General features: G+C 71.6%; 17 protein-coding genes and 1 pseudogene. 12 read left to right on the top strand and 6 right to left on the bottom strand.

Features of this window, described 5'->3' with window-relative positions; translation table 11 throughout:
* Positions 1–191: pseudogene (locus JNK30_RS19690) on the bottom strand (peptidase M20); the annotation flags it as partial.
* Positions 192–511: 320 nt separating this feature from the next.
* Positions 512–1,657, bottom strand: a complete 1,146-nt coding sequence (locus JNK30_RS19695) for a serine hydrolase (RefSeq protein WP_293484917.1) — start codon at positions 1,655–1,657, stop codon at positions 512–514.
* Between the two features lie 75 nt (positions 1,658–1,732).
* On the opposite strand from JNK30_RS19695, the gene trxC reads away from it, so the two are divergent.
* Entirely contained in the window at positions 1,733–2,179 is a 447-nt protein-coding gene (gene trxC, locus JNK30_RS19700; RefSeq protein WP_293484919.1) for a thioredoxin TrxC, read from the top strand.
* Positions 2,180–2,244: 65 nt separating this feature from the next.
* Here the strand turns inward: trxC and JNK30_RS19705 are convergent, their stop codons facing one another.
* Positions 2,245–3,252 (bottom strand): putative sulfate exporter family transporter, encoded by a 1,008-nt coding sequence (locus JNK30_RS19705; RefSeq protein ID WP_293484921.1) that lies wholly within the window; start codon positions 3,250–3,252, stop codon positions 2,245–2,247.
* Positions 3,253–3,404: 152 nt separating this feature from the next.
* Between JNK30_RS19705 and JNK30_RS19710 the strand changes: the two genes are divergently transcribed.
* The 6 genes from JNK30_RS19710 (at position 3,405) to JNK30_RS19735 (ending at position 9,612) form a co-directional block, all read left to right on the top strand.
* On the top strand, positions 3,405–4,313 hold the full coding sequence (locus tag JNK30_RS19710) for an aldo/keto reductase (protein ID WP_293484923.1): 909 nt from the start codon (positions 3,405–3,407) through the stop codon (positions 4,311–4,313).
* The gene (locus JNK30_RS19715; protein ID WP_293484924.1) at positions 4,310–5,380 is read left to right on the top strand and encodes an LLM class flavin-dependent oxidoreductase; all 1,071 of its coding nucleotides are present in this window, start codon (positions 4,310–4,312) and stop codon (positions 5,378–5,380) included. The genes JNK30_RS19710 and JNK30_RS19715 overlap by 4 nt, the downstream gene beginning before the upstream one ends.
* 102 nt (positions 5,381–5,482) lie before the next feature.
* Positions 5,483–6,154 carry a response regulator transcription factor gene (locus JNK30_RS19720; protein WP_293484925.1) on the top strand — a complete coding sequence of 224 codons (672 nt, stop codon included), beginning with the start codon at positions 5,483–5,485 and terminating at the stop codon, positions 6,152–6,154.
* Between the two features lie 126 nt (positions 6,155–6,280).
* Entirely contained in the window at positions 6,281–7,681 is a 1,401-nt protein-coding gene (locus JNK30_RS19725) for a HAMP domain-containing sensor histidine kinase (RefSeq protein WP_293484937.1), read from the top strand.
* 90 nt (positions 7,682–7,771) lie between these two features.
* Entirely contained in the window at positions 7,772–8,386 is a 615-nt protein-coding gene (locus tag JNK30_RS19730) for a TetR/AcrR family transcriptional regulator (RefSeq protein ID WP_293484926.1), read from the top strand.
* Positions 8,383–9,612 (top strand): aromatic ring-hydroxylating dioxygenase subunit alpha, encoded by a 1,230-nt coding sequence (locus tag JNK30_RS19735; protein WP_293484927.1) that lies wholly within the window; start codon positions 8,383–8,385, stop codon positions 9,610–9,612. The genes JNK30_RS19730 and JNK30_RS19735 overlap by 4 nt, the downstream gene beginning before the upstream one ends.
* A 5-nt stretch (positions 9,613–9,617) precedes the next feature.
* Here the strand turns inward: JNK30_RS19735 and JNK30_RS19740 are convergent, their stop codons facing one another.
* Positions 9,618–10,046, bottom strand: a complete 429-nt coding sequence (locus JNK30_RS19740; RefSeq protein ID WP_293484928.1) for a DoxX family protein — start codon at positions 10,044–10,046, stop codon at positions 9,618–9,620.
* Positions 10,047–10,080: 34 nt separating this feature from the next.
* On the opposite strand from JNK30_RS19740, the gene JNK30_RS19745 reads away from it, so the two are divergent.
* The 5 genes from JNK30_RS19745 (at position 10,081) to JNK30_RS19765 (ending at position 15,006) form a co-directional block, all read left to right on the top strand.
* Positions 10,081–12,993, top strand: a complete 2,913-nt coding sequence (locus JNK30_RS19745; RefSeq protein ID WP_293484929.1) for a bifunctional [glutamine synthetase] adenylyltransferase/[glutamine synthetase]-adenylyl-L-tyrosine phosphorylase — start codon at positions 10,081–10,083, stop codon at positions 12,991–12,993.
* Between the two features lie 67 nt (positions 12,994–13,060).
* Positions 13,061–13,510, top strand: coding sequence for an EF-hand domain-containing protein (locus JNK30_RS19750; protein ID WP_293484930.1), 450 nt, complete (start codon positions 13,061–13,063; stop codon positions 13,508–13,510).
* A gap of 29 nt (positions 13,511–13,539) precedes the next feature.
* Positions 13,540–14,082, top strand: coding sequence for an RNA polymerase sigma factor (locus tag JNK30_RS19755; protein ID WP_293484931.1), 543 nt, complete (start codon positions 13,540–13,542; stop codon positions 14,080–14,082).
* Positions 14,083–14,089: 7 nt separating this feature from the next.
* On the top strand, positions 14,090–14,506 hold the full coding sequence (locus JNK30_RS19760) for a hypothetical protein (RefSeq protein ID WP_293484932.1): 417 nt from the start codon (positions 14,090–14,092) through the stop codon (positions 14,504–14,506).
* Positions 14,506–15,006: a periplasmic heavy metal sensor gene (locus JNK30_RS19765; RefSeq protein WP_293484933.1), complete on the top strand. Its 501-nt coding sequence runs from the start codon at positions 14,506–14,508 to the stop codon at positions 15,004–15,006. Before JNK30_RS19760 ends, JNK30_RS19765 begins: the two co-directional genes overlap by 1 nt.
* A gap of 104 nt (positions 15,007–15,110) precedes the next feature.
* Here the strand turns inward: JNK30_RS19765 and JNK30_RS19770 are convergent, their stop codons facing one another.
* Both JNK30_RS19770 and pepN read right to left on the bottom strand, forming a co-directional pair.
* The gene (locus JNK30_RS19770; protein WP_293484934.1) at positions 15,111–16,967 is read right to left on the bottom strand and encodes an ATP-binding protein; all 1,857 of its coding nucleotides are present in this window, start codon (positions 16,965–16,967) and stop codon (positions 15,111–15,113) included.
* Between the two features lie 100 nt (positions 16,968–17,067).
* Positions 17,068–19,683: an aminopeptidase N gene (gene pepN, locus JNK30_RS19775; RefSeq protein WP_293484935.1), complete on the bottom strand. Its 2,616-nt coding sequence runs from the start codon at positions 19,681–19,683 to the stop codon at positions 17,068–17,070.
* Positions 19,684–19,903 lie beyond the last annotated feature (220 nt).

The following is a 19,903-nucleotide window of genomic DNA, read 5'->3' on the forward strand; positions in this document are numbered from 1 at the left end:
GCCGCCTTCAGCCGGTCGGCCATGCGCTGGGCCGCCAGGGTGCAGTCGCCCGCGGAGAAGGTGGTGTTGGTCTCGACGAGCTCCTTGTAGAGGGCGCGGAACTCGGCCTCGCCGGTGTCCACGGGCGTCTTCGCCGTGGCGACGCCGGCAAGCAGGGTGGACGCGGCGAGCGCGGCGGCGAACCTCAGCATCGGAATCCCCTCCCAGGAACGGGGCGGACTGTATTCACCGCCACACGGCCGCCGCAAGCGCCGCGCCTGGAGCGCTGACCGAGCGCTTGTTTTCCGACCTTGTCATCCCGGTTTCGCCGCCGGCGAAGACCGGGATCCATAAGCGCCGCGTCTCAGGCTGACCCCCGGCGGCGGCGCCGCGCCACGACCTCGGCCATCAGGCGCGTATGGGTCCCGGTGTTCCGCTGCGCGGAAACCGGGATGACAGCCGAAGGGTGAGCGCTTCACCTTGTCGTCCGGCAGGCGACGACACAAACCCGTCGCCCGGCCACAGCCGCCGTTCAGGCCGCCACGGCGGCGGTGAGTTCCTGGGCGAGGCGGCCGCTCATGCCTTCGGTGGAGGTGTTGGTCATCAGGACGAAGCTGGTGTCGCCGGCCACGAACCAGGTGTGGCCGTAGACCCCGCCCCACAGCCAGGCGCCGTCCGGCAGCGGCGTTCCGTTGGCGGCGCGATCGACGACCACGGCGCCGCCGAACCCGAAGCCCATCCCCGGTCCCGAAGTGACGATCGCGTGGGTCCCGGTCTGGTTGCTCCGCATCGCCGCGGCGGTCTCGGCGGAGACGATCGGCGCGCCCCCCTGGCGGATGGTCTCGAGGAAGGTGATGAAGTCGGGCGCCGAGCAGGCCATGCCTGCGCCGCCGCTGGGGAACGAGCCGGGGTCGCAGATGCGGTCGGGCGCAAAGCGGATGCCCGAGAGCTCGGCGAACGGGACGACGTGGGTCTCGCCCATGGGCTGCGGCGGGGGCCCGTCGGCGTAGGCCCGCGCCAGGCGCGCGCGGTCGGCGACGTGGAAGCCGGTGTCGGACATGCCGAGCTTGTCTGTGACGCGCTCGGCGACCACCGCGCCAAGGCTCTTGCCGGCCGCCTTCTCCATCGCGGCGCCGAGCACGTCCATGCTGACCGAGTAGAGCCAGGCCGCGCCCGGCGGGAAGAAGAGCCCGGCCTCGCTGATCCGCGCGAGGTTCTCGGCGAAGGAGAGGCCCGGCTGGTCCATGCCGTCGGAGACGCGCAGCTGCAGGTAGGGGCCGCCCTCGGGCTGCATGAAGCCGTAGGACAGGCCCGCCGTGTGGGTGAGCAGCTGGCGGATGGTGATCGGGGCGGCCTGCCCGTCCCACTTGGGCTGGAAGTCGGGCAGGTACGCGGTGACCGGGTCGTCCAGGCCCATGACGCCGGACTCCACCAGGCTGAGCGCCGCGGCCGTGACGATGGGCTTGGTGAGCGACGAGGCGCGGAAGATGGCGTCGCGCGTCATCGTCCGGCCGGCCTCCACGTCGGCCTGGCCGGCGGCGCGGGCGTAGGCGAGGACGCCGCCGCGGGCGACCAGGCAGACCCCGCCCGCGAGCCGGCCCTCGGACAGCGCCGCGTCGATCAGGGGATCGAGGCGGGCGGCGAGTGCGGCGTCGGGCTTCTCGGCGAGCTGGGCCATGTGGGATCCTTCGGGTTATGGCGAAGCCAACCCAACGGGCCGCCCCAGCGTTAGTCAATCCGAAGGAGGCTTGCGATGTCCGACGCCCTGCACGTGGTCTGCCCGCACTGCGACGCGCCCAACCGGCTTCCCGCCGCCCGCCTGGCCCAACGCGGCAAGTGCGGGAAGTGCGGCCAGGCGCTGTTCACCGGCGAGCCGGTGGCGCTCACGGCCGCGCGCTTCGACAGGCACGTGACCCGCAGCGACCTGCCGGTGATCGTCGACTTCTGGGCGGCGTGGTGCGGACCCTGCCGCGCCATCGCGCCGATCTTCGCGCGCGCCGCGGCCGAGCTGGAGCCGCGGGCTCGCTTCGTGAAGGTCGACGTGGACGCCAACCCCGAGCTGGCCGCGCGCTATCGCGTCCAGGGCATTCCCGCGCTGTTCTGCTTCAAGGACGGCCAGGTGGCGGCCCAGCAGGCGGGCCTCTCCGACCCCGGCCTGTTCCGCCGCTGGGTGGACCAGTTCGCGCCGCAGGCCACGTAGAATCCGTTCCGGAAGGGCGATCCGTTTCGGGCCGCAACGCGCTCAAGGTTTGATCTTTCCGGAGACTAGCGGATCAGCAACGCCGCGGCGCCGGTGGCCATGGCGAGGGCGACCAGGGTCGCGACCACGATGGCGAGCAGGGGACGCAGGCCCTCGGCCGTCAGCGACTGCAGGTTGGAGCGCACGCCGGCGGCGGTGACCGCGCAGGCCAGGAGCGCCTTGCTGGCGTCTGCGGAAGCCTCGGCCGCCTGGGGCGGGACCCAGCCCAGCGAGTTCACGCCCACCAGGGCGAAGAAGCCCAGCACGAACCAGGGCGGCAGGAACGGGGCGATCCTCGCCCCGGGTTCGCGCGGGATGAAGAGGGCGACCGCCAGCAGCGCCGGCGCCAGCAACGCGACCCGCGCGAGCTTCACGATCGTCGCGGTCTCGCCGGCGGGGTTGGAGAACGCGTACCCGGCGCCCAGGGCCTGGGCGACGTCGTGGATCGCCGCGCCCATCATGAAGCCGGCCTGAAGGTCGCTGAACGCCAGCTGGTGGGCCAGCACCGGATAGAGGGTCATGGCGATGGCGCTGGCGGCGGAGACGCCCACCAGAGCCAGGGTCAGCTGCGCCTGGCTGATGCGGCGCTCCCCCAGGAGACTGGCGAACGCCATGGCGGCCGAGGCGCCGCAGATCGCCACCGCGCCGCCGCAGAGCGCGCCGAAGGCCCCGGAGAATCCCAGGGCCCGGGACGCAAGGACGCCCGTCGCCAGCGTGGCCGCCACGCCCGCGACCACCGCCAGCAGGGCGGCCGGCCCCAGGTCCGCAAGCTGCGCCAGCGTCACCCGCGCCGCCACCAGGACGATTCCCCAGCGCAGCAGGGTCCGTGATGCGAAGGCCAGCCCGGCGTCCAGCCGGCGGTCGCCGCCCAGGAAGTTCAGCGCCATCCCGAACAGCAGGCACATCAGGGTCAGCGGCGCGCCGTAGTGGTCCGACACATAGGCCGCCGCCAGCGTCGCGAGGCCTGCGACCGCAAGGCCGGGCAGGTGGGCGCGCACGCCGGCCGCGGTCCAGGAATCGTCAGGGCTGCTCAACGTCCCCATCCCCAGGGACAGGCGCCGCTTGCCAAGCCCCTGTCCGCTCCTCTATCGGTATGACAACGTAGTCATATGCCGGAGCCTGGGGCAACCCGCCCGGGCCGGGACGACCGGAAAACCGCAAGCTCAGCGTGGTGACGAAGAGGCCGATGACCGAACTCCCTGTCCCGCCGGCGCGCCGGCCGCTCTACACCGGCGGCCCCGAGGTTTCCTCCGTGGCGTGGGGCATGTGGCGCTTTGCCGGCGATGACGTGGGAGCCGCCGGGGCGCGGATCCGCGCGGCCCTGGACGCCGGGATCAACCTCTTCGACACCGCCGACATCTACGGCCCCGACAACGGGGAGCCCTTCGGCGCCGCCGAGGCCCTGCTGGGCAGGGTGCTGGCGGCCGACAAGGCCCTGGCCGGCCGCATGGTCATCGCCACCAAGGGCGGCATCTCGATGGGCGTGCCGTACGACTCCAGCGCCGGCTATCTCACGTCGGCGATCGACGCGTCGCTGAAGCGGATGGGCGTCGAGCATGTGGCGCTGTGGCAGATCCACCGCCCCGACCTCCTGACCCATCCCGCCGAGATCGGCGAGGCGCTGCTGGCGGCGCACCAGGCCGGCAAGATCGGCGCGGTCGGGGTCTCGAACTTCACGCCTTGGCAGGTCGAGGCGCTGGCGGCGCACCTGCCGCTCCCCATCGTGTCGTGCCAGCCGGAGTTCTCTCCGCTCGCCGTGGGCCCCCTGAGCGATGGCGTGCTCGATCAGGCGATCGCCCGCGGCATGGCCGTGCTGGCGTGGTCGCCCCTGGGCGGCGGCCGGCTCGCAAACCCCACCGATGAGCGCACACGCGCCGTCGCCCAGGCCCTGGACGTGAAGGCGAAGGCGGCGGGCGTCAGCCGCGCCGCGGCCGCCTGCAGCTGGATCATGGCGCACCCCTCGCGCCCGATTCCGATCGCGGGAACCCAGGACCCCGCGCGGATCGCCGAGATCCCGCAAGCCTTCGTTCCGCGCTGGACCCGCGCCGAATGGTACGCGGTGCTGGTCGCGGCCCTTGGAGCCCCGCTGCCATGACCCGTCCTCCCTGCGAAGTCTCCTGGTTCTCCGCGCTCTGCGACGACGACTACGAGTTCCTCGGCGTGCCCGACCCGATGCTCAGGTCCAGCTGGGAGCATTGCCGCGACATCGTCCTCCAGGCCGAGGCCGGCGGGTTCGACAACATCCTGCTGCCGTCGGGCTACGAGCTCGGGATCGACACCACCGCCTTCGCGGCCGCCATCGCGCCGCAGCTGAAGCGGATGCGCCTCCTGATGGCCGTGCGCATCGGCGAGATGTGGCCGCCGCAGCTGGCGCGCCAGATCGCCACCATCGACCGGCTGCTCGGCGGCCGGCTGACCGTGAACATCATCTCGTCCGAGATGCCCGGCGAGAAGCTGGGGTCGGCGCCGCGCTACGCCCGCACCGTCGAGGCCATGAGCATCCTGAAGACCATGCTGAACGGTCTGCCGCTCGATCACGACGGCGAGCACTGGAAGCTGAAGCTGGACCCGCCCCGCATCACGACCGTGTCGGGCAAGGCGCCGCTGCTCTACTTCGGGGGCCTCTCGGAGGACGCCCGCGAGGCGGCGGCCGAGGGCTGCGACGTCTTCCTGATGTGGCCCGACCGCAAGGAGGTGGTGGCGGACATCATCGCGGACATGACCGCCCGGGCCGCCCGTCGCGGGCGCACCCTCAGGTTCGGCTACCGGGCCCACGTCGTGGTGCGCGACACCGAGGCCGAGGCCCGCGCCGCGGCCGACCGGCTGCTGTCGAAGCTGGATGACGCCCAGGGCGCGGCCATCCGGGCCAAGTCGCTGGATTCCACCTCGGTCGGGGTCCAGGCCCAGGCGGCGCTGCGCGAAAGCGCGGCCGACGACGGCTACGCCGAGCCCAATCTGTGGACCGGCGTCGGCCGCGCACGTTCGGGATGCGGCGCGGCCATCGTGGGCGATCCGGACCAGGTGCTGGCCAAGCTGAACGACTACCGTGACATGGGCATCGAGGCGTTCATCCTGTCGGGCTACCCGCACGCCGCCGAGGCCGACCTCTTCGCCCGCCACGTCCTGCCCAGGCTTGAACACGGCCCGCTCGTGGTCGCCTGAGGGCTCCCGTCGGCGGCGCGATGGCGACCGGCGGACCGCACCGCCTTCCTGCCGCCGCGGGTTTCAGGCTAGTCTCCCGGCTCCCTAGGGCGTGAGAATCACATGCGGATCTTGATCGTCGAGGACGACCTGGAAGCGGCCGACGCGATGGGCCGCGGCCTGACCGAGGCCGGCCACGAGTGCGTCAAGGCCGCCGACGGCGAAGAGGGCCTGACCGCCGCCCGGGACGGCGAGTTCGACGTGATGGTCGTCGACCGCATGATGCCCAAGATGAACGGCGTGCAGCTCGTCGAGACCCTGCGCCGCGAGGGCGACCGCACGCCCGTGCTGTTCCTCTCGGCGCTGGGAGAGGTCTCGGACCGCGTCGACGGCCTGCAGGCCGGCGGCGACGACTATCTCGTCAAGCCCTACGCCTTCCCCGAGCTGATCGCCCGCATCGAGGCGCTGGCGCGACGCCGCGACACCGGGTCGGTCCACACGCTGCTCAAGGTGGGAGAACTGGAGATGGACCTCATCGGCCGGACGGTCCATCGGCAGGGCAAGGAGATCGACCTGCAGCCCCGCGAGTTCCAGCTGCTGGAGTTCATGATGCGTCACGCCGGCCAGTCGGTGACGCGCACGATGCTGCTCGAGAAGGTCTGGCACTATCACTTCGACCCGCAGACCAACGTGATCGACGTGCACATCTCCCGCCTGCGCTCGAAGATCGACAAGGGCTTCGACCGGCCCATGCTGCAGACGGTGCGCGGCGCGGGCTACCGCTTGGATGCCTAGACGCCCAGATGCTCCCCCGTCGGGGGAGCTCCCGGCCAAGCCGGGTGAGGGCGGCCACATCCCGTCTGGCCGCCCCCTGCAGCGTCGCGCGGTCGCCCGGCCCCGGCGGGGGACCCCCTGATGGCCGTGAAGCTGCCGCGCATCTTCCGCACGACGCCGTTCCGCCTCACGCTGCTGTTCCTGGCGCTGTTCGCGAGCGCGGCGTCGATGTTCCTGGCGTACGTGTACGTGACCACCGCGGGCGAGACGACGCGCCGGACCGACCGCGAGATCCAGCGCGAGATGCGCAGCCTGGTCGACATCTACAATCGCGCCGGCCTCAACGCTGTGAACCAGTCGCTGATCGAGCGCGCGGCGAGCGAGAAGCCGTTCCTCTACCTGCTGCTGACGAAGGACGGGCGGCGGATCTCGGGATCCATCGAGGAGAGCCCGGTCGAGAACTTCACCGGCGCGCCGGCCAAGGCCACGTTCCAGGTCACCGACATCGACGCCCAGGGCCGCGAGATCAAGCATCCGGCGCGCGGCCTGCAGGAGCAGCTCTCGGGCGGCGAGATCCTGTTCGTCGGAGCGGACGCCGGCGAGGATGAGGCCTACGTCAACCGGATCGTCCGCGCGCTGCAGGCGGCAGGCCTGTTGGTGGTGCTGTTGGGGCTCGGCGGCGGCGTGCTCGTGAGCCGCAACGTCTCGCGCACGATGCAGAACCTGATCGAGGTGGTGGAGCGCGTGCGCAACGGCGAGCAGGGGGTCCGCGCGCGGGTCCGCGGCGCGCGCGACGAGTTCGACGAACTGGCCCAGGGGGTCAACGAGATGCTGGACCGCCTGGAGCGGTCGATGCAGGGCCACAAGCACGCGGGCGACGCCATCGCCCACGACCTGCGCTCGCCCCTGACGCGCCTGCGGGCGCGGCTCGAGGCGGCCTTCCTCGACGTGGAGGCGGGAAAGGGCGACCCGCAGGAGGCGCTGGCCCAGGCGCTGACCGACACGGACGGCGTGCTGAAGACCTTCGGCGCGGTGCTCTCGATCGCGCGCCTGCAGGCCGCCGGCGAGGCGCCGAACCCTGTGCTCTTCGACCCCGCCGAGCTCGGCGCCGACATGGCCGAACTCTACGAGCCGGTGTGCGAGGACAAGGACATCGACTTCTCGGCCGAGCTCGCCAAGGACCTCACCGTCCGCGGCAACCGGGAGTTCCTGGCCCAGGCGCTCGCCAACATCCTGGACAACGCCGTGAAATACACGCCGCCCGGCGGGGCGATCATGCTGCGCGTTCGCCGGCGCTCGTCAGGTGAGGTGGAATACTCCGTGACCGACACGGGTCCCGGCGTGCCGGACGAGGATCGCGAGCGCGTCATCCAGCGCTTCGTGCGCCTGGAGAACAGCCGCAACGAGCCTGGGGCGGGCCTGGGGCTCTCCCTGGTCGCCGCCGTGGCCGAGGCGCATGGCGGGCGGCTGGAGCTCTCGGAGGGGCCGGGCAAGGTCGGCGAGATGGGCCCGGGGCTGCGCGTGGCGTTCATCCTGCCGCGGGCATAGCGCCCGGGGCGCGGCGCCCCTGCGGTGAGCGAACGCGACGTCGAACCCGGACTCGATTGCATTCTGTACCAATCGGTCCACTATGAGGCGATGGCGCGCCCTATCGAGTTCGATCGATCCAAGGCCGTGGACAAGGCGGTGGGCCTGTTCTGGCGGAAGGGCTACCAGGCCAGCTCGCTGAGCGACCTCCTGGCCGTCATGGGCATCGGCCGCAGCAGCTTCTACGCCGCGTTCACGGACAAGCGCAGCCTGTTCATCGAGTGTCTCGACCTCTTCGCCGAGCGGACGCTGGGCCTGCTTGCGCGCGCCTGCGCGGACAAGCCGCCGGTCGATGCGCTCGAGGGCTTCTTCGAGGGCGGCCTCTTCGGCGGACGGGACGAGCGACGCCAGTGGGGCTGCCTGCTGGTGAACACCGTGCTCGAGATGTCCGGTGTCGACGACGACCTGGCGGCGCACGCCGGCCGTCATCTGGATCGGGTGCAGGACGCTTTCCGGGCCGGCCTGGAGCACGCCGGCGCGGCGCCAGCGCTGGCTCAGGATCTCGCGGCCATGCTCATGCTGGTCAACGAGGGGGTCCGGGTGTCCAGCCGCCGGGCGTCGCCCCAAGCCGCGCCCCCGCCGGCCATCGCCGCCATCTTCCGTCTGGTGCGCAACGCCATCGGCTGTCCGTCCACCCTCCAGATCACCAGAGAGATCGCAACATGAGACACGAACTCCAGGTCGAGATCCTCAAGGAGCTGATGCAGCAGCTGGACGAGGGCCGCAACGTGGACGCCGGCGTGCAGTACCGCATCCCGACCTCGGCGTATGTCTGCCCCGACCAGGCGGCCCGGGAGTGGGACGTCCTCTTCCGCCACCATCCTCAGCTCATCGGCCTCTCCCAGGACCTGCCCGAGCCGGGCTCGTTCCTCACGCTCGATGACTTCGGGACGCCGCTGCTGGCCACACGCGGCAAGGACGGCGTCTTCCGCGCCTTCCTGAACGCCTGCCGTCATCGCGCGGTGAAGGTGGCCGTTGAGCCGCGGGGGAAGCAGTCCATCTTCCTCTGTCCCTTCCACAACTGGAGCTACGCCAACACCGGCGAGTTGGTCGCCATTCCCAACGAGGACCACTTCGGCGCCGTCGACAAATCGTGCCATGGCCTCATCGCCCTGCCGGCGGTCGAGCGCGACGGCCTGCTCTGGGTGCACCCCCAGGCCGACGGACGCCTGGACGTCGACGAACTCCTGGGGGCGGAACTCGCGGCGGAACTGGCGTCCTTCGACCTGGCCCGGCATGGATTTGCGGGCGCTACGCCCATCGTCGGCGACCTCAACTGGAAGTTCGCCAACGACACGTTCGGCGAGACCTACCATTTCGGCAAGCTGCACAAGGACACGCTGGGACGCGTGTTCTACGGCAACAATCTCCACTTCAAAGAGTTCGGCCGCCACCACCGCTTCGTCACCGCCAGCCGCGGCATCGACCGACTGCGCACGCTCCCGGAGTCGGAGTGGCGGGTCGAGGGCAGCACCTTCGTGCTCTACCACCTGTTCCCCAACATCCAGCTGATCTGCAGCCACCAGAGCGCCACCCTGATCCGCATCTATCCGGCGCCGGGCCACCCGGGGCGCTCCATCACCAAGGTGAGCTTCTACTTCACGCCCGAGACGGCCGCCGAAGCCGCGGCTCGCGACGCGGCCAGCGATGACCCACGGGCGGTCTACGACCCCTCCAACGAACGCCGGGGGCCTAGCCTGCGGGCCTCGTTCGAGGTCTTCAAGAGCACCATCGAACAGGAAGACTACGTGATGGGCGCGCTGCAGCAGCGCACGGCGGAAAGCGGCCAGCTGAAGGAGGTCCTCCTGGGCCGCAACGAGCCGGCCCTGCACCACTTCCACCGCAACTACCGTGAGGCCTTGAACCAACCGCCTTTGGAGCCGGTGGGGTAAAAGGCTCAGGCGGGGGAGCGAGGCGTCAGCAGCCGGTCCAGCGAGAGCCGCCCGGGCCCGTGGGTCGCGAGCACCAGGCCGATCATCACCAGGCACATGGAGCCGAACGCGCCCCGCCAGCCCTGGAGGTGATCGACCATCACGATCGCCACGATGAAGTTTGCCGCGCAGAGCAGGCCGGCCCAGCGCGTCGCCAGACCCAGTACGAACGCCGCGCCGATCCCGAACTGCAGCCAGACGTCGAATGGGCCAAGGAGGCTGGGCAGCGGGAAGCCGAAGCGCGTCAGGAACGCCACGAACGTGGCCATGTGCTGGGCGCTGGTGATGTTGTCCCACACGCCCCAGACCAGGAACGCGCCCACGCTGAGGCGCAGGGCGAGGAAGGCCAGGTCGGTTGCGACGGCCAGTTGCGGGAGCGTGATGAGGCGGTTCATTGCAGCGGCCCACGTACGTCCCGATGATGGTCACATGAGTCCCGCCACACCCGGAACGCAACGCCTCGCTGCACGTCTGCGCCCCTGTGGTCCCGTGCTGGACGCCAAGGCCGCCGAGCGCGCCCGCGAGATCATCGCCGACGTGGTCTGGACGCCCGCACTGGAGGCCGCCTGGTCGGCGCTGGCGCCGGTCTTCGGCGCGTCGCCCTACCTGGCGAGTCTGGCCCGGCGTGATCCGGCGCGCCTGGCCGCCCTCCTCGCCGACGACCCCGACCTGCGGCTCGAGGACATCCTCGCCCGGACCGCGGCGGTCGCCGACCGGTCGCCCAGGGACGCCGAGCCGGCGCTGCGGCTGCTGAAGCAGGAGTTGCACCTGCTCACGGCGTTGGCCGACCTGGGCGGAGCCTGGGACCTGGACCGGGTGACCGGCGCGCTCACGCGGTTCGCCGACGCCGCGGTCGAAGCCGCGCTCTGGTCGGCGGCGCGCGGCGAGCTGGAGGCGGGACGGCTGGCGCGGCTCGGCGACGCCGGCCGGGGGCCCGTCCCCGGCTGGTTCTGCATCGCCATGGGCAAGCAGGGCGCGTTCGAGCTGAACTACTCCAGCGACATCGACGTGTCGGTGTTCTTCGATCCCACGGAGGTGGAGTCGGTCTTGGCGGAGGGGCAGGAAAGCCAAGCTTTCGCCGTGCGCCTGACCCACCGGGTCTCGGACCTGATGCAGGCGAAGACCGGCGACGGCTACGTCTTTCGGATGGACCTTCGGCTGCGGCCGGACCCTTCGTCGACGCCGCCTGCCGTGCCGGTCCCGGCGGCGCTGGAGTACTACGAAAGCGTCGGCCAGAACTGGGAGCGCGCCGCCTTCATCAAGGCGCGCGCCTGCGCCGGCGACCTGGAAGCGGCGCGCGGGTTCCTGGACGAGCTCCAGCCCTACATCTGGCGCAAGAACCTCGACTTCGCGGCCATCGCGGACATCCACTCGATCAAGCGCCAGATCCACGCGCACAAGGTGGACGAGCGCGTCTCGGCCAAGGGGGTCGACCTGAAGCTCGGTCGCGGCGGAATCCGCGAGATCGAGTTCTACGTGCAGACCCAGCAGCTCATCCTGGGCGGACGTCATCCAGAGCTGCGCAGCAACCGGACGCTGGATGCGTTGGCGGCGCTCGAGTCGCAGGGCCACGTGACCACGGCGGCCGCGGCGGACCTGACCGCGGCCTATCGCCTGCTGCGCGCCGTGGAGCATCGGATCCAGATGCTGGAGGACGAGCAGACGCACCGCCTGCCCGAGTCCGACGCCGATCGACGGCGGGTGGCGGCGCTCACCGGGACGGACCCGCTGCGCAGCTTCGACGCCCTGATCACGCGGACGCTGAAGACCGTGAACGCCCGCTACGGCGAGCTGTTCGCCGAGGAGGAACCGCTGTCGTCGAGGTTCGGCAGCCTGGTCTTCACGGGTGTCGACGACGACCCCGAGACGCTGGCCACCCTGTCGCGCATGGGGTTCTCGAACCCCGGGCGGGTGTCGCAGACGATCCGCGCCTGGCACCACGGTCACGTGGCGGCCACCCGCACGGAACGCGGCCGGGAGCTTTTCACCCGCCTCGCGCCCCGGCTGCTGGAAGCCGCGACGGCGACGGGCGCGCCCGAGCTGGCGTTCAACCGCTTCAGCGACTTCTTCGAGGGCCTTTCCACCGGCGTGCAGCTGCAGTCGTTGTTCCTGGCCCAGCCCAAGCTTTTCGAGCTCGTCGTGCAGGTGCTGGCCTTCGCGCCACGCCTGGCGGCCACCCTGGCGCGCCGGCCGGCGGCGATCGACGCCATGCTGGACCCGGACTTCTTCACGCCGATCGAGATCGAACTTGAGCGGGCGGACATGGCCCGGCAGGTGGCCCGCGCCGACGGCTTCGAGGCCGCCATGGACGCCGTGCGGCGGTTGCACCGAGAGCAGGCGTTCCGGGTGGGCGTGCAGGTGATGAGCGGCGCGGCGGCGGCGGACGTGGCCGGGCGCGCCTTCGCGGATCTGGCCGACCTCTGCATCGCGGCCCTGGCCCCGGCGGCGCTGGCGGAAGCCGTACGCATCGGCGGCCGCTTCGACGGCGAGGTCGCGGTGGTGGCGCTTGGCAAGGCGGGCTCGCGAGAGATGAGCGCCACATCCGACCTGGACCTGATGACCCTGTACCGGGCGGCCGATCCGGCGGGCATGTCCGAGATCAAGGGATGGGACGCCTCGACCTTCTACGGCCGGTTCACCCAGCGCCTGATCGCCGCGCTTTCCTCGCCGACAGCGGAAGGGCAGCTCTACGACGTCGACATGCGCCTGCGGCCGACCGGAACGAAGGGGCCGGTGGCCGTGAGCTTCACCGCCTTCGGGAACTACTACGAAGGCGAGGCCGAGACCTGGGAGCTGCTGGCGCTCACGCGCGCCCGCGTGGCCTGGGCCACCTCGGACGCGTTCGCCGCCGACGCCCAGGCGGCGATCGAAGCGGCCTTGCGCCGCCCGCGGGACGCGCGCAAGACCGCGCGCGAGGCCCGCGAGATGCGGCAGCTGATGGAGCAGGCGCGGCCGCCGAAAGGGCCCTGGGACCTGAAACTGGCCCCGGGCGGTCTGGTCGACATCGAGTTCGCCGCCCAGTTCCTGCAGCTCGTCCACGCCGCGGCGGGGGGGCCGCTGTCGCCTAACACCGCCAAGGTGCTGGACGCCTTCGCCGCGACCGGGCTCGCGGACGAGGCGGCCCTCGCGGCCCTTTCCGACGCCTGGCGGCTGCAGCAGGACCTGACCCAGCTGCTGAAGGTGGCGCTGGCCGACGATGGCGATCCCGAGGCCGAGCCCAAGCCATTCCAGGCCTTGCTCGCGCGGGCCGGCCAGGCCCGCTCGTTCAAGGCGCTGAAGACACGGCTCGCGGCGGCGCAGGCCGCCGCGCGGACAGCGCACCTGGCGCTTCTCAGGGCCTAGCGACGGATTGCCGGCGGGCGTGCGTGCAACGGGGGCTGGGCTCGGGGGTCAAGCACATCGAGGTCTCATGACGCGCATTCTCATCATCGCCGCCGCCACCGCTTTCCTCGCCGGCGCGGCCCAGGCCCAGCCGGGCGGCCGCGAGGCGCCCAATCCGGACACGGACAAGGACGGCAAGGTCACACTCGCCGAGTTCAGGGCCAGTCAGTCCGAGCGCCAGTCGCGGATGTTCGCCCGGATGGACGGCGACCGCGACGGCAAGATCACCCAGGCGGAAATGGAGGCCGCGCGCAAGCGGGCCGAGGCCTCGGGGCGTGGTCCGGGCGGCCCCGGCGGCGGGGGCATGTTCCTCGCCCGCATGGACGCCAACAAGGACGGGTCCGTCACCAAGGCCGAGATGTCGGCCATGAGCGAGCAGCGGTTCAGGATGGCCGACACGAACAAGGACGGCTGGCTCTCGAAGGGAGAGCTCCTCATGATGCGGCAGCGGATGCGTGGCGGTCCGGGCCCTGAATAGCGGCCGCCAGCCCGCCGGCGAGGTCAGGCTTGGGGGATCCCGACGAGCAGCTCTTGGCCCGCGTGGCGCAGGGAGACCCGGCCGCGGTGCGCGCCCTCGTGGCCCGCAAGCTGCCGCGCCTCCTGTCGCTGGCGGGCCGCATGCTCGGCGACGACCGCGAGGCGGAGGACGTGGCCCAGGAGGCCTTCCTGCGCATCTGGAAGCAGGCGCCTCGCTGGCGTCCGGGCGCGGCGCGGTTCGACACCTGGCTGCACCGCGTCGCGCTGAACCTCTGCTACGACCGCCTGCGCCGCCGGCGGGAGCTGGCGTTCGCCGACCCGCCCGATCGCGCCGACGAGGGGCCGGCGCCCGATCGGGGCCTCGAAGCGTTGGATACGGGGCGGCGCGTGGCCGCCGCGCTGCAGGCGCTGCCCGAGCGTCAGCGGGAGGCGGTCGTGCTTTGCCACTATCAGGAGCTCGGCAACATCGAGGCGGCGGCGGTGATGGGCGTCAGCGTCGAGGCGCTGGAGAGCCTGCTCGGGCGGGGCCGGCGGGCCCTGAGGGCGGCGCTGGCGGACCTGAAGGCGACATGAGGACGGGATGACTCCTGAACGCTTCGAGACCCTTGCGGAGGCCTATGGCGGCGACGTCGCCCGCTGGCCCGCGGCCGAGCGCGACGCTGCCGCGGCCCTCATGGCGGCGCGGTCGGCCTGGGCGCGGGGGGTGCTGGGCCGCGCGGGGGAGCTGGATGGCCTGCTCGCGGCGTTTGAGGCGCCACGGCCGCGCGCCGACCTCGCCGAACGTATCGCCGCCACGGGACCGAGATCCCGCGCGCCGCGCTGGCGGGCCTGGCTGGTCCCGGCGGCGATGGGCGCCGGGCTCGCCGCCGCCTGCGCAGCCGGCGTCCTCACAGGCTCGCAGCTTGGCGCGCCGGGGTTGGCCAGGCCCGACGGCGAGGCGCTGGTCACGGCGGTGGACGGCGACGACTACGCCCTCGACCTGGACGAGGACGCATGATGAGCCGCACGACGCTTCTGCTCGCCGTCCTGTTCGCCTCGCTGGCGCTGAACGTCTTCATCGGCGGAGCCTTCGTCGGCGCGCGCATGGCCCGCGAGGACGAGCCGCGGCGACCGGCCGCCGCCGGACCGCGGACGGCGGTCGCCGCCGCAGTCGCGACGCTTTCGCCTGAGGCCCAGGCCGCCTGGCGATCGCAAGCCCGCACCTATGGCGAGGCGTACGGCCCGAAGACGCGGGAGGCGCGGCGGCTGCTGCGCGAAACCCTGCAGGGCTTCGGCGCCGAGCCGTTCGACGACGATCGGGCGATCCGGGAACTGGCGCGGGCGCGGGCGCTGGAATTCGAGGTGCGCCAGGCGATGGACCAGAGGCTGGTGCAGTTCGCGGCGACCCTGCCGCAGGCCGAACGGGCCCGCTTCGGCGAGGCGCTGGCGCGACCTCCGCTACGGCGCGCCGGCGGAGGAGAGCGTCGCGGGGCGGCCGGCGTCCGCGTCGAAAACTAGACGTCCCGCATGCGGAGCCACGGGTAGGGTGACCGCGTGGGGCGGCGTCGGAGGTTCGCGAGGCTCTCGGAGGAGAGCTGCGGGTCTGGCCATGATCCAGCCGCTCAGGCCGCCGCGGCTCCCGGGAGGGCCGCCGGACGGGTCTGCTGGAGCGGCAGGGCGAAGCTGGCCGTGGTGCCCTGACCGGGGGCGCTCCGGAGGTCCAGCAGTCCGCCGTGCATCTCGACCAGGGACTTGGTGAGCGCGAGGCCCAGGCCCGTGCCCTGGGTGGTCTTCGAGTGCTGGTTCTCGACCTGCTCGAACGGCCGGGCGAGGCGCTCGAGGTCGGTGGCGGAGATGCCGATGCCGGTGTCCTGCACCGAGACCTTCACCCGTTGGCCGAGCGGGTCGTCCCGCAGCTCGGCCTTGACCGTGATCCTGCCGCCGCGGGGCGTGAACTTGATGGCGTTGGAGAGCAGGTTCAGCAGGATCTGCTTCACCGCCCTGTGGTCGGCCTCGACCTCGGGCAGGTCAACGAAGTCGAGGACCAGCGAGAGGCCCGCGGCCTCGGCGCGGTTCCGGACCAGCCGCATCGCTTCCTCGGCGATCTCCTCGAGGCAGATCGGCTCGAAGCGCAGGTTGAGCTTGCCGGCCTCGATCTTGGCCATGTCGAGGATGTCGTTGATCAGGGCGAGCAGGTGCTGGCCCGAGTTCAGGATGTCCTTCGCGTAGTCGCGGTAGCGGGCGTCGCCGAGCGGGCCGAAGAGCTCGCCGGACATGATCTCGGAGAAGCCGTTGATGGCGTTGAGCGGGGTGCGCAGCTCGTGGCTCATGTTGGCGAGGAAGTCGCTCTTGGCCTGGCTGGCGGCCTCGGCGCGGATCTTCTCGGCCTCGTACTTGCGGGCCAGTTCGGAGAGCTGTTCCTGGCTGAGCTCGAGGTTGGCCACGGCGCGGCGGAGTTCCTCCTCCTTGAGGCGGCGGGCCTCCTCCTGGGTCTTGAGGACGGTGATGTCGGCGGCGGTGACCACGAGGCCGCCCTCGGCGGTCGGCCGTTCGGAGATCTGCACCCAGCGGCCGTCGGTGAGCTCGGCCTCGCGCACGCCGCGGCGGCCGCCGGGGGCCGGATACTCCTGCCGGATGGACAGGCGGGCCGAGCGCTCCACCTGCTCGCGGCCGACGCCGGTCTTGAGGATCTCGGCGTCGAGCTGGAAGTAGCCCCGGAAGTTGGTGTTGCACATCACCAGCCGCCCGTTGCGGTCCCACAGGACGAAGGCCTCGGAGGTGCTCTCGATGGCGTCGCGCAGCCGGCTCTCGGCGGACTGCGCCCGCGCCTGGGCCAGGCGCTCCTCGGTCACGTCCAGGGCGACGCCGATGATGCGGGCGAAGCCGCCCTCGGGGCTCTCGCCGAAGCCGCGACCGCGGAAGTCGATCCACACCGGGCGCGCGCCGGCGAGCGGCGGCACGCGGAAGCTCACGTCGAAGTCGCCGTAGATGGCCGCGGTGCTCAGCGCCTCGCGCATGTCGTCGCGGTGGCCGGGCGCCACGCGGTCCAGCACCTGCTGGCCGTCGACGACGCCGGAGCGCCAGCCGAAGAGAGCGGCCGTGACCTCGGACATGAAGATCTTGTCGGCCGCCAGGTCCCACTCCCAGATGCCGCAGCGCGCCGCCTCGACGGCCATCCGGAAGCGCTGCTCGGAGTCGGTGCGCGCCGCCTGCACCCGCTCGACGCGGCGCATCTCGAGGACGAGGAGGGCGCCCAGGGTGAGCGCGACGGCAAGCGGCACGAGGAACCAGGCGATCAGTTCCGGCCGGCCGGGCGCCACCTGCAGGAAGCGGGCGACGCCCAGGCCCCCGACCGCCAGCAGCAGGCCGAGGACGATCTGGATCGCCGGGCGGGAGTAGCGTCGGGCGTCAGGCGCGCGCGGTCGGCTACGCCGTTCCGGCGTCACCCCCGCAAGTCCATGCCCCGCGCGTTCGGCCAAGGCCGCCGCTCCTTCACGTCCCTCCCGCGACCGGCCGACACGCCCGGCGCGAGACAAGGCTAAGCTGATCCGCCCCGGTCGGTCATGGGGCTTCGACGCATCAGTTGAGCGCGCGGGTGGCCAATTCGTAAACGTTCTTGGAAAGTCCCTCGACCGCGACGATCCGCTCCAGCTGCGCCTTCATGAGGTTACCCAATTCGGGTGTCAGCCGCTTCCAGCCGCCCAGCGGGTCGACGAGCCGGGCCGCCGTCATCGGGTTGAACCGGTCGACCGCGATGATCTGGTCGGCCAGGAACCGGTAGCCCGCGCCGCTGGGGTCGTGGAAGCGGACACTGTTGAAGTTGGCGAAGCTGGAGACCAGCGCCCGCAGCCGGTTGGGGTTCTTCTCGTCGAAGGCCGGGTGGGCGGTGAGCGCCAGGATGCGCCCCAGCGCCTCCTCGCCCGGATCGCGGGCCTGCAGGGCGAACCACTTGTCGATCACCAGCGGCTCGTCCTTCCAGCGCTCGTAGAAGTCGGCGAGCGCCGCCTCGTAGGCGGGTCCGCCGATGAGCATCAGGGCGTTCAGGCCGCCGATCATGTCGGTCATGTTCACCGACGCGCGGTAGTGGCCGTCGGCGATGTCGGCCACGTCGTTGCGCGGGTTGGCGGCCATCAGCTCGAGGCAGGCGTTGCGCAGCGCGCGACGTCCGGCCCCGGCGGCGTCGGGCGAGAACTCGCCCAGGTCCTGCAGGCCCGTGTGCAGCCGGCGAAGCTCGCCGTTCAGATGCAGCGCGAGGCGCAGCCGCAGGGCGTCGCGGGCCTCGTGGATCGCCGCCGGATCCACAGGCTGGCGCAGCAGCGCCAGGTCCGTCTCGGACGGCAGCGCCAGCAGGAGCGCCTTGAACGCGTTGTCCGAGGCCTGGTCGAGGAGCGCGCGCCCCACCGCCTCGGCGTAGCGTTCCTCGCCCACCTCGTTGGGCTTGCCGGCGGCGCGGGCGAGGATCAGCTCGGCGGCGAGGTCCTGGCCCGCCTCCCAGCGGTTGAAGAGGTCCGGGTCGGCGGCGAGCTGGACGTAGCGCTCCTTCGGCTCGGCGTCGGTCTTCATGACCACGGGGGCCGAGAAGCCGCGCAGCGCCGACACCACCGGAAGGCTGTCGACGCCGGTCAGGGTGACCTTCAGCTCGGGCCGGTCGAGGACGATCACCGTCTCGTCCACGGCGGCGCCGTCGCGTTCGAAGGCGAGCGTGCGGCCCTCGAGGTCGAGGAGGCCCACGGTCACCGGGATCGGCACCGGCCGCTTGTCGGCCTGGCCGCTGGTGGGCGGGTTGGCCTGGGTGAGCGTCAGCTCCAGCGTCCGCGCGGCCTCGTCGTAGAGGCCCGAGACGGCGATGCGGGGCGTGCCGGCCTGCTCGTACCAGGCGAAGAAGTCCGTGAGGTCGCGGCCGGAGGTCTCGGCGAAGCACTGGATGAAGGCCTCGACGGTGGTGGCCTGGCCGTCCCAGCGCTCGAAGTAGAGGTCCATGCCCTTCCGGAACGCCTCGGCCCCGATCAGGGTCTTCAGCATGCCGATGACCTCGGAGCCCTTCTCGTAGATGGTCGCCGTGTAGAAGTTCTCGATCTTCATGTAGCTGGACGGCCGGACCGGGTGGGCGAGGGGCCCCTGGTCCTCGGCGAACTGGCGGCTGCGCAGCGCCTTGACCGCCTTGATGCGGGTGACGGCATCGCCGCGCATGTCGGCGCAGAATCCCTGCTCGCGGAAGACGGTCAGGCCTTCCTTGAGGCAGAGCTGGAACCAGTCGCGGCAGGTGATCCGGTTGCCGGTCCAGTTGTGGAAGTACTCGTGCGCCACGACCGCCTCGATGCGCTCGTAGTCGGCGTCGGTGGCGGTCGCCGGGTCGGCGAGCAGCAGCGAGGAGTTGAAGACGTTCAACCCCTTGTTCTCCATCGCCCCGAAATTGAAGTCGCGCACGGCGACGATCATGAAGAGGTCGAGGTCGTACTCGCGGCCGTAGGCCTCCTCGTCCCATTTCATCGAGCGCTTGAGCGCGTCCATGGCGTAGGCGGCGCGCGGGGCCATGCCGGGATCGACGTAGATCTTCAGCTCGACGGTGCGGCCGCTCATGGTGACCAGCCGGTCCTCGAGCACGTCGAGCTCGCCGGCGACCAGGGCGAAGAGATAGCTGGGCTTGGGGAAGGGGTCGTTCCAGACCGCGAAGTGACGCCCGCCCGGCAGCTCGCCCCGCTCGATCAGGTTCCCGTTGGCGAGCAGGTGCCGGAACGTGCGGTCGGCCTCGATGCGCACCGTGAACCGCGACAGCACGTCCGGGCGGTCGGGCCAGAAGGTGATCTTGCGGAAGCCCTCGGCCTCGCACTGGGTGCAGAAGCGGCCGCCCGACATGTAGAGGCCCTCGAGGGCCTTGTTGTTGGCCGGGTCGATCTCGACCTCGGTTTCCAGCGTGAAGGCGTCGGGCGCGGCGTGGACCGTGAGGAATTCCGCGTCGATGGCATGCTCGTCGGCGCCGAGGACGCGGCCGTCGACGGCCACGCTCAGCGGCTTCAGGCGCTCGCCGTTGAATCGGAGCGGCTCGGCGTGGTCGCCGTTGCGGCGCACGGCCAGCCGCGCCCGCACGCGCGTGGCGTTGGGCTGCAGGTCGAACGTCAGATGGACCTCGTCCACCAGGAAGGCCGGCGGACGGTACTCGGAGAGCTTGATGGGCTGGGGCGTGTCGGTGCGCATGGCTCCATCTAGGCGGGCGACTGCGGCGGCGCCAAGGCCAGCCGCGGGGCTTTCCCTTCCCAGCGTGTTTCCTTCCCTTCCCGCTCGCGGGAAGGGGGGACCGTTCGCCGAGCCCGCAGGGCGTAGAGCGAATGGTGGGAAGGGTTGGCGGTGGGCGCGGGTTGGGGTGAGCCCAGTCGCCGTGCGGTGGTTTTCCCTTCCCACCGCTCGCTCTACGGCG

Origin of the sequence: Phenylobacterium sp. (assembly GCF_016793225.1) — a bacterium.
In the GTDB taxonomy this organism is placed as follows: domain Bacteria; phylum Pseudomonadota; class Alphaproteobacteria; order Caulobacterales; family Caulobacteraceae; genus Phenylobacterium.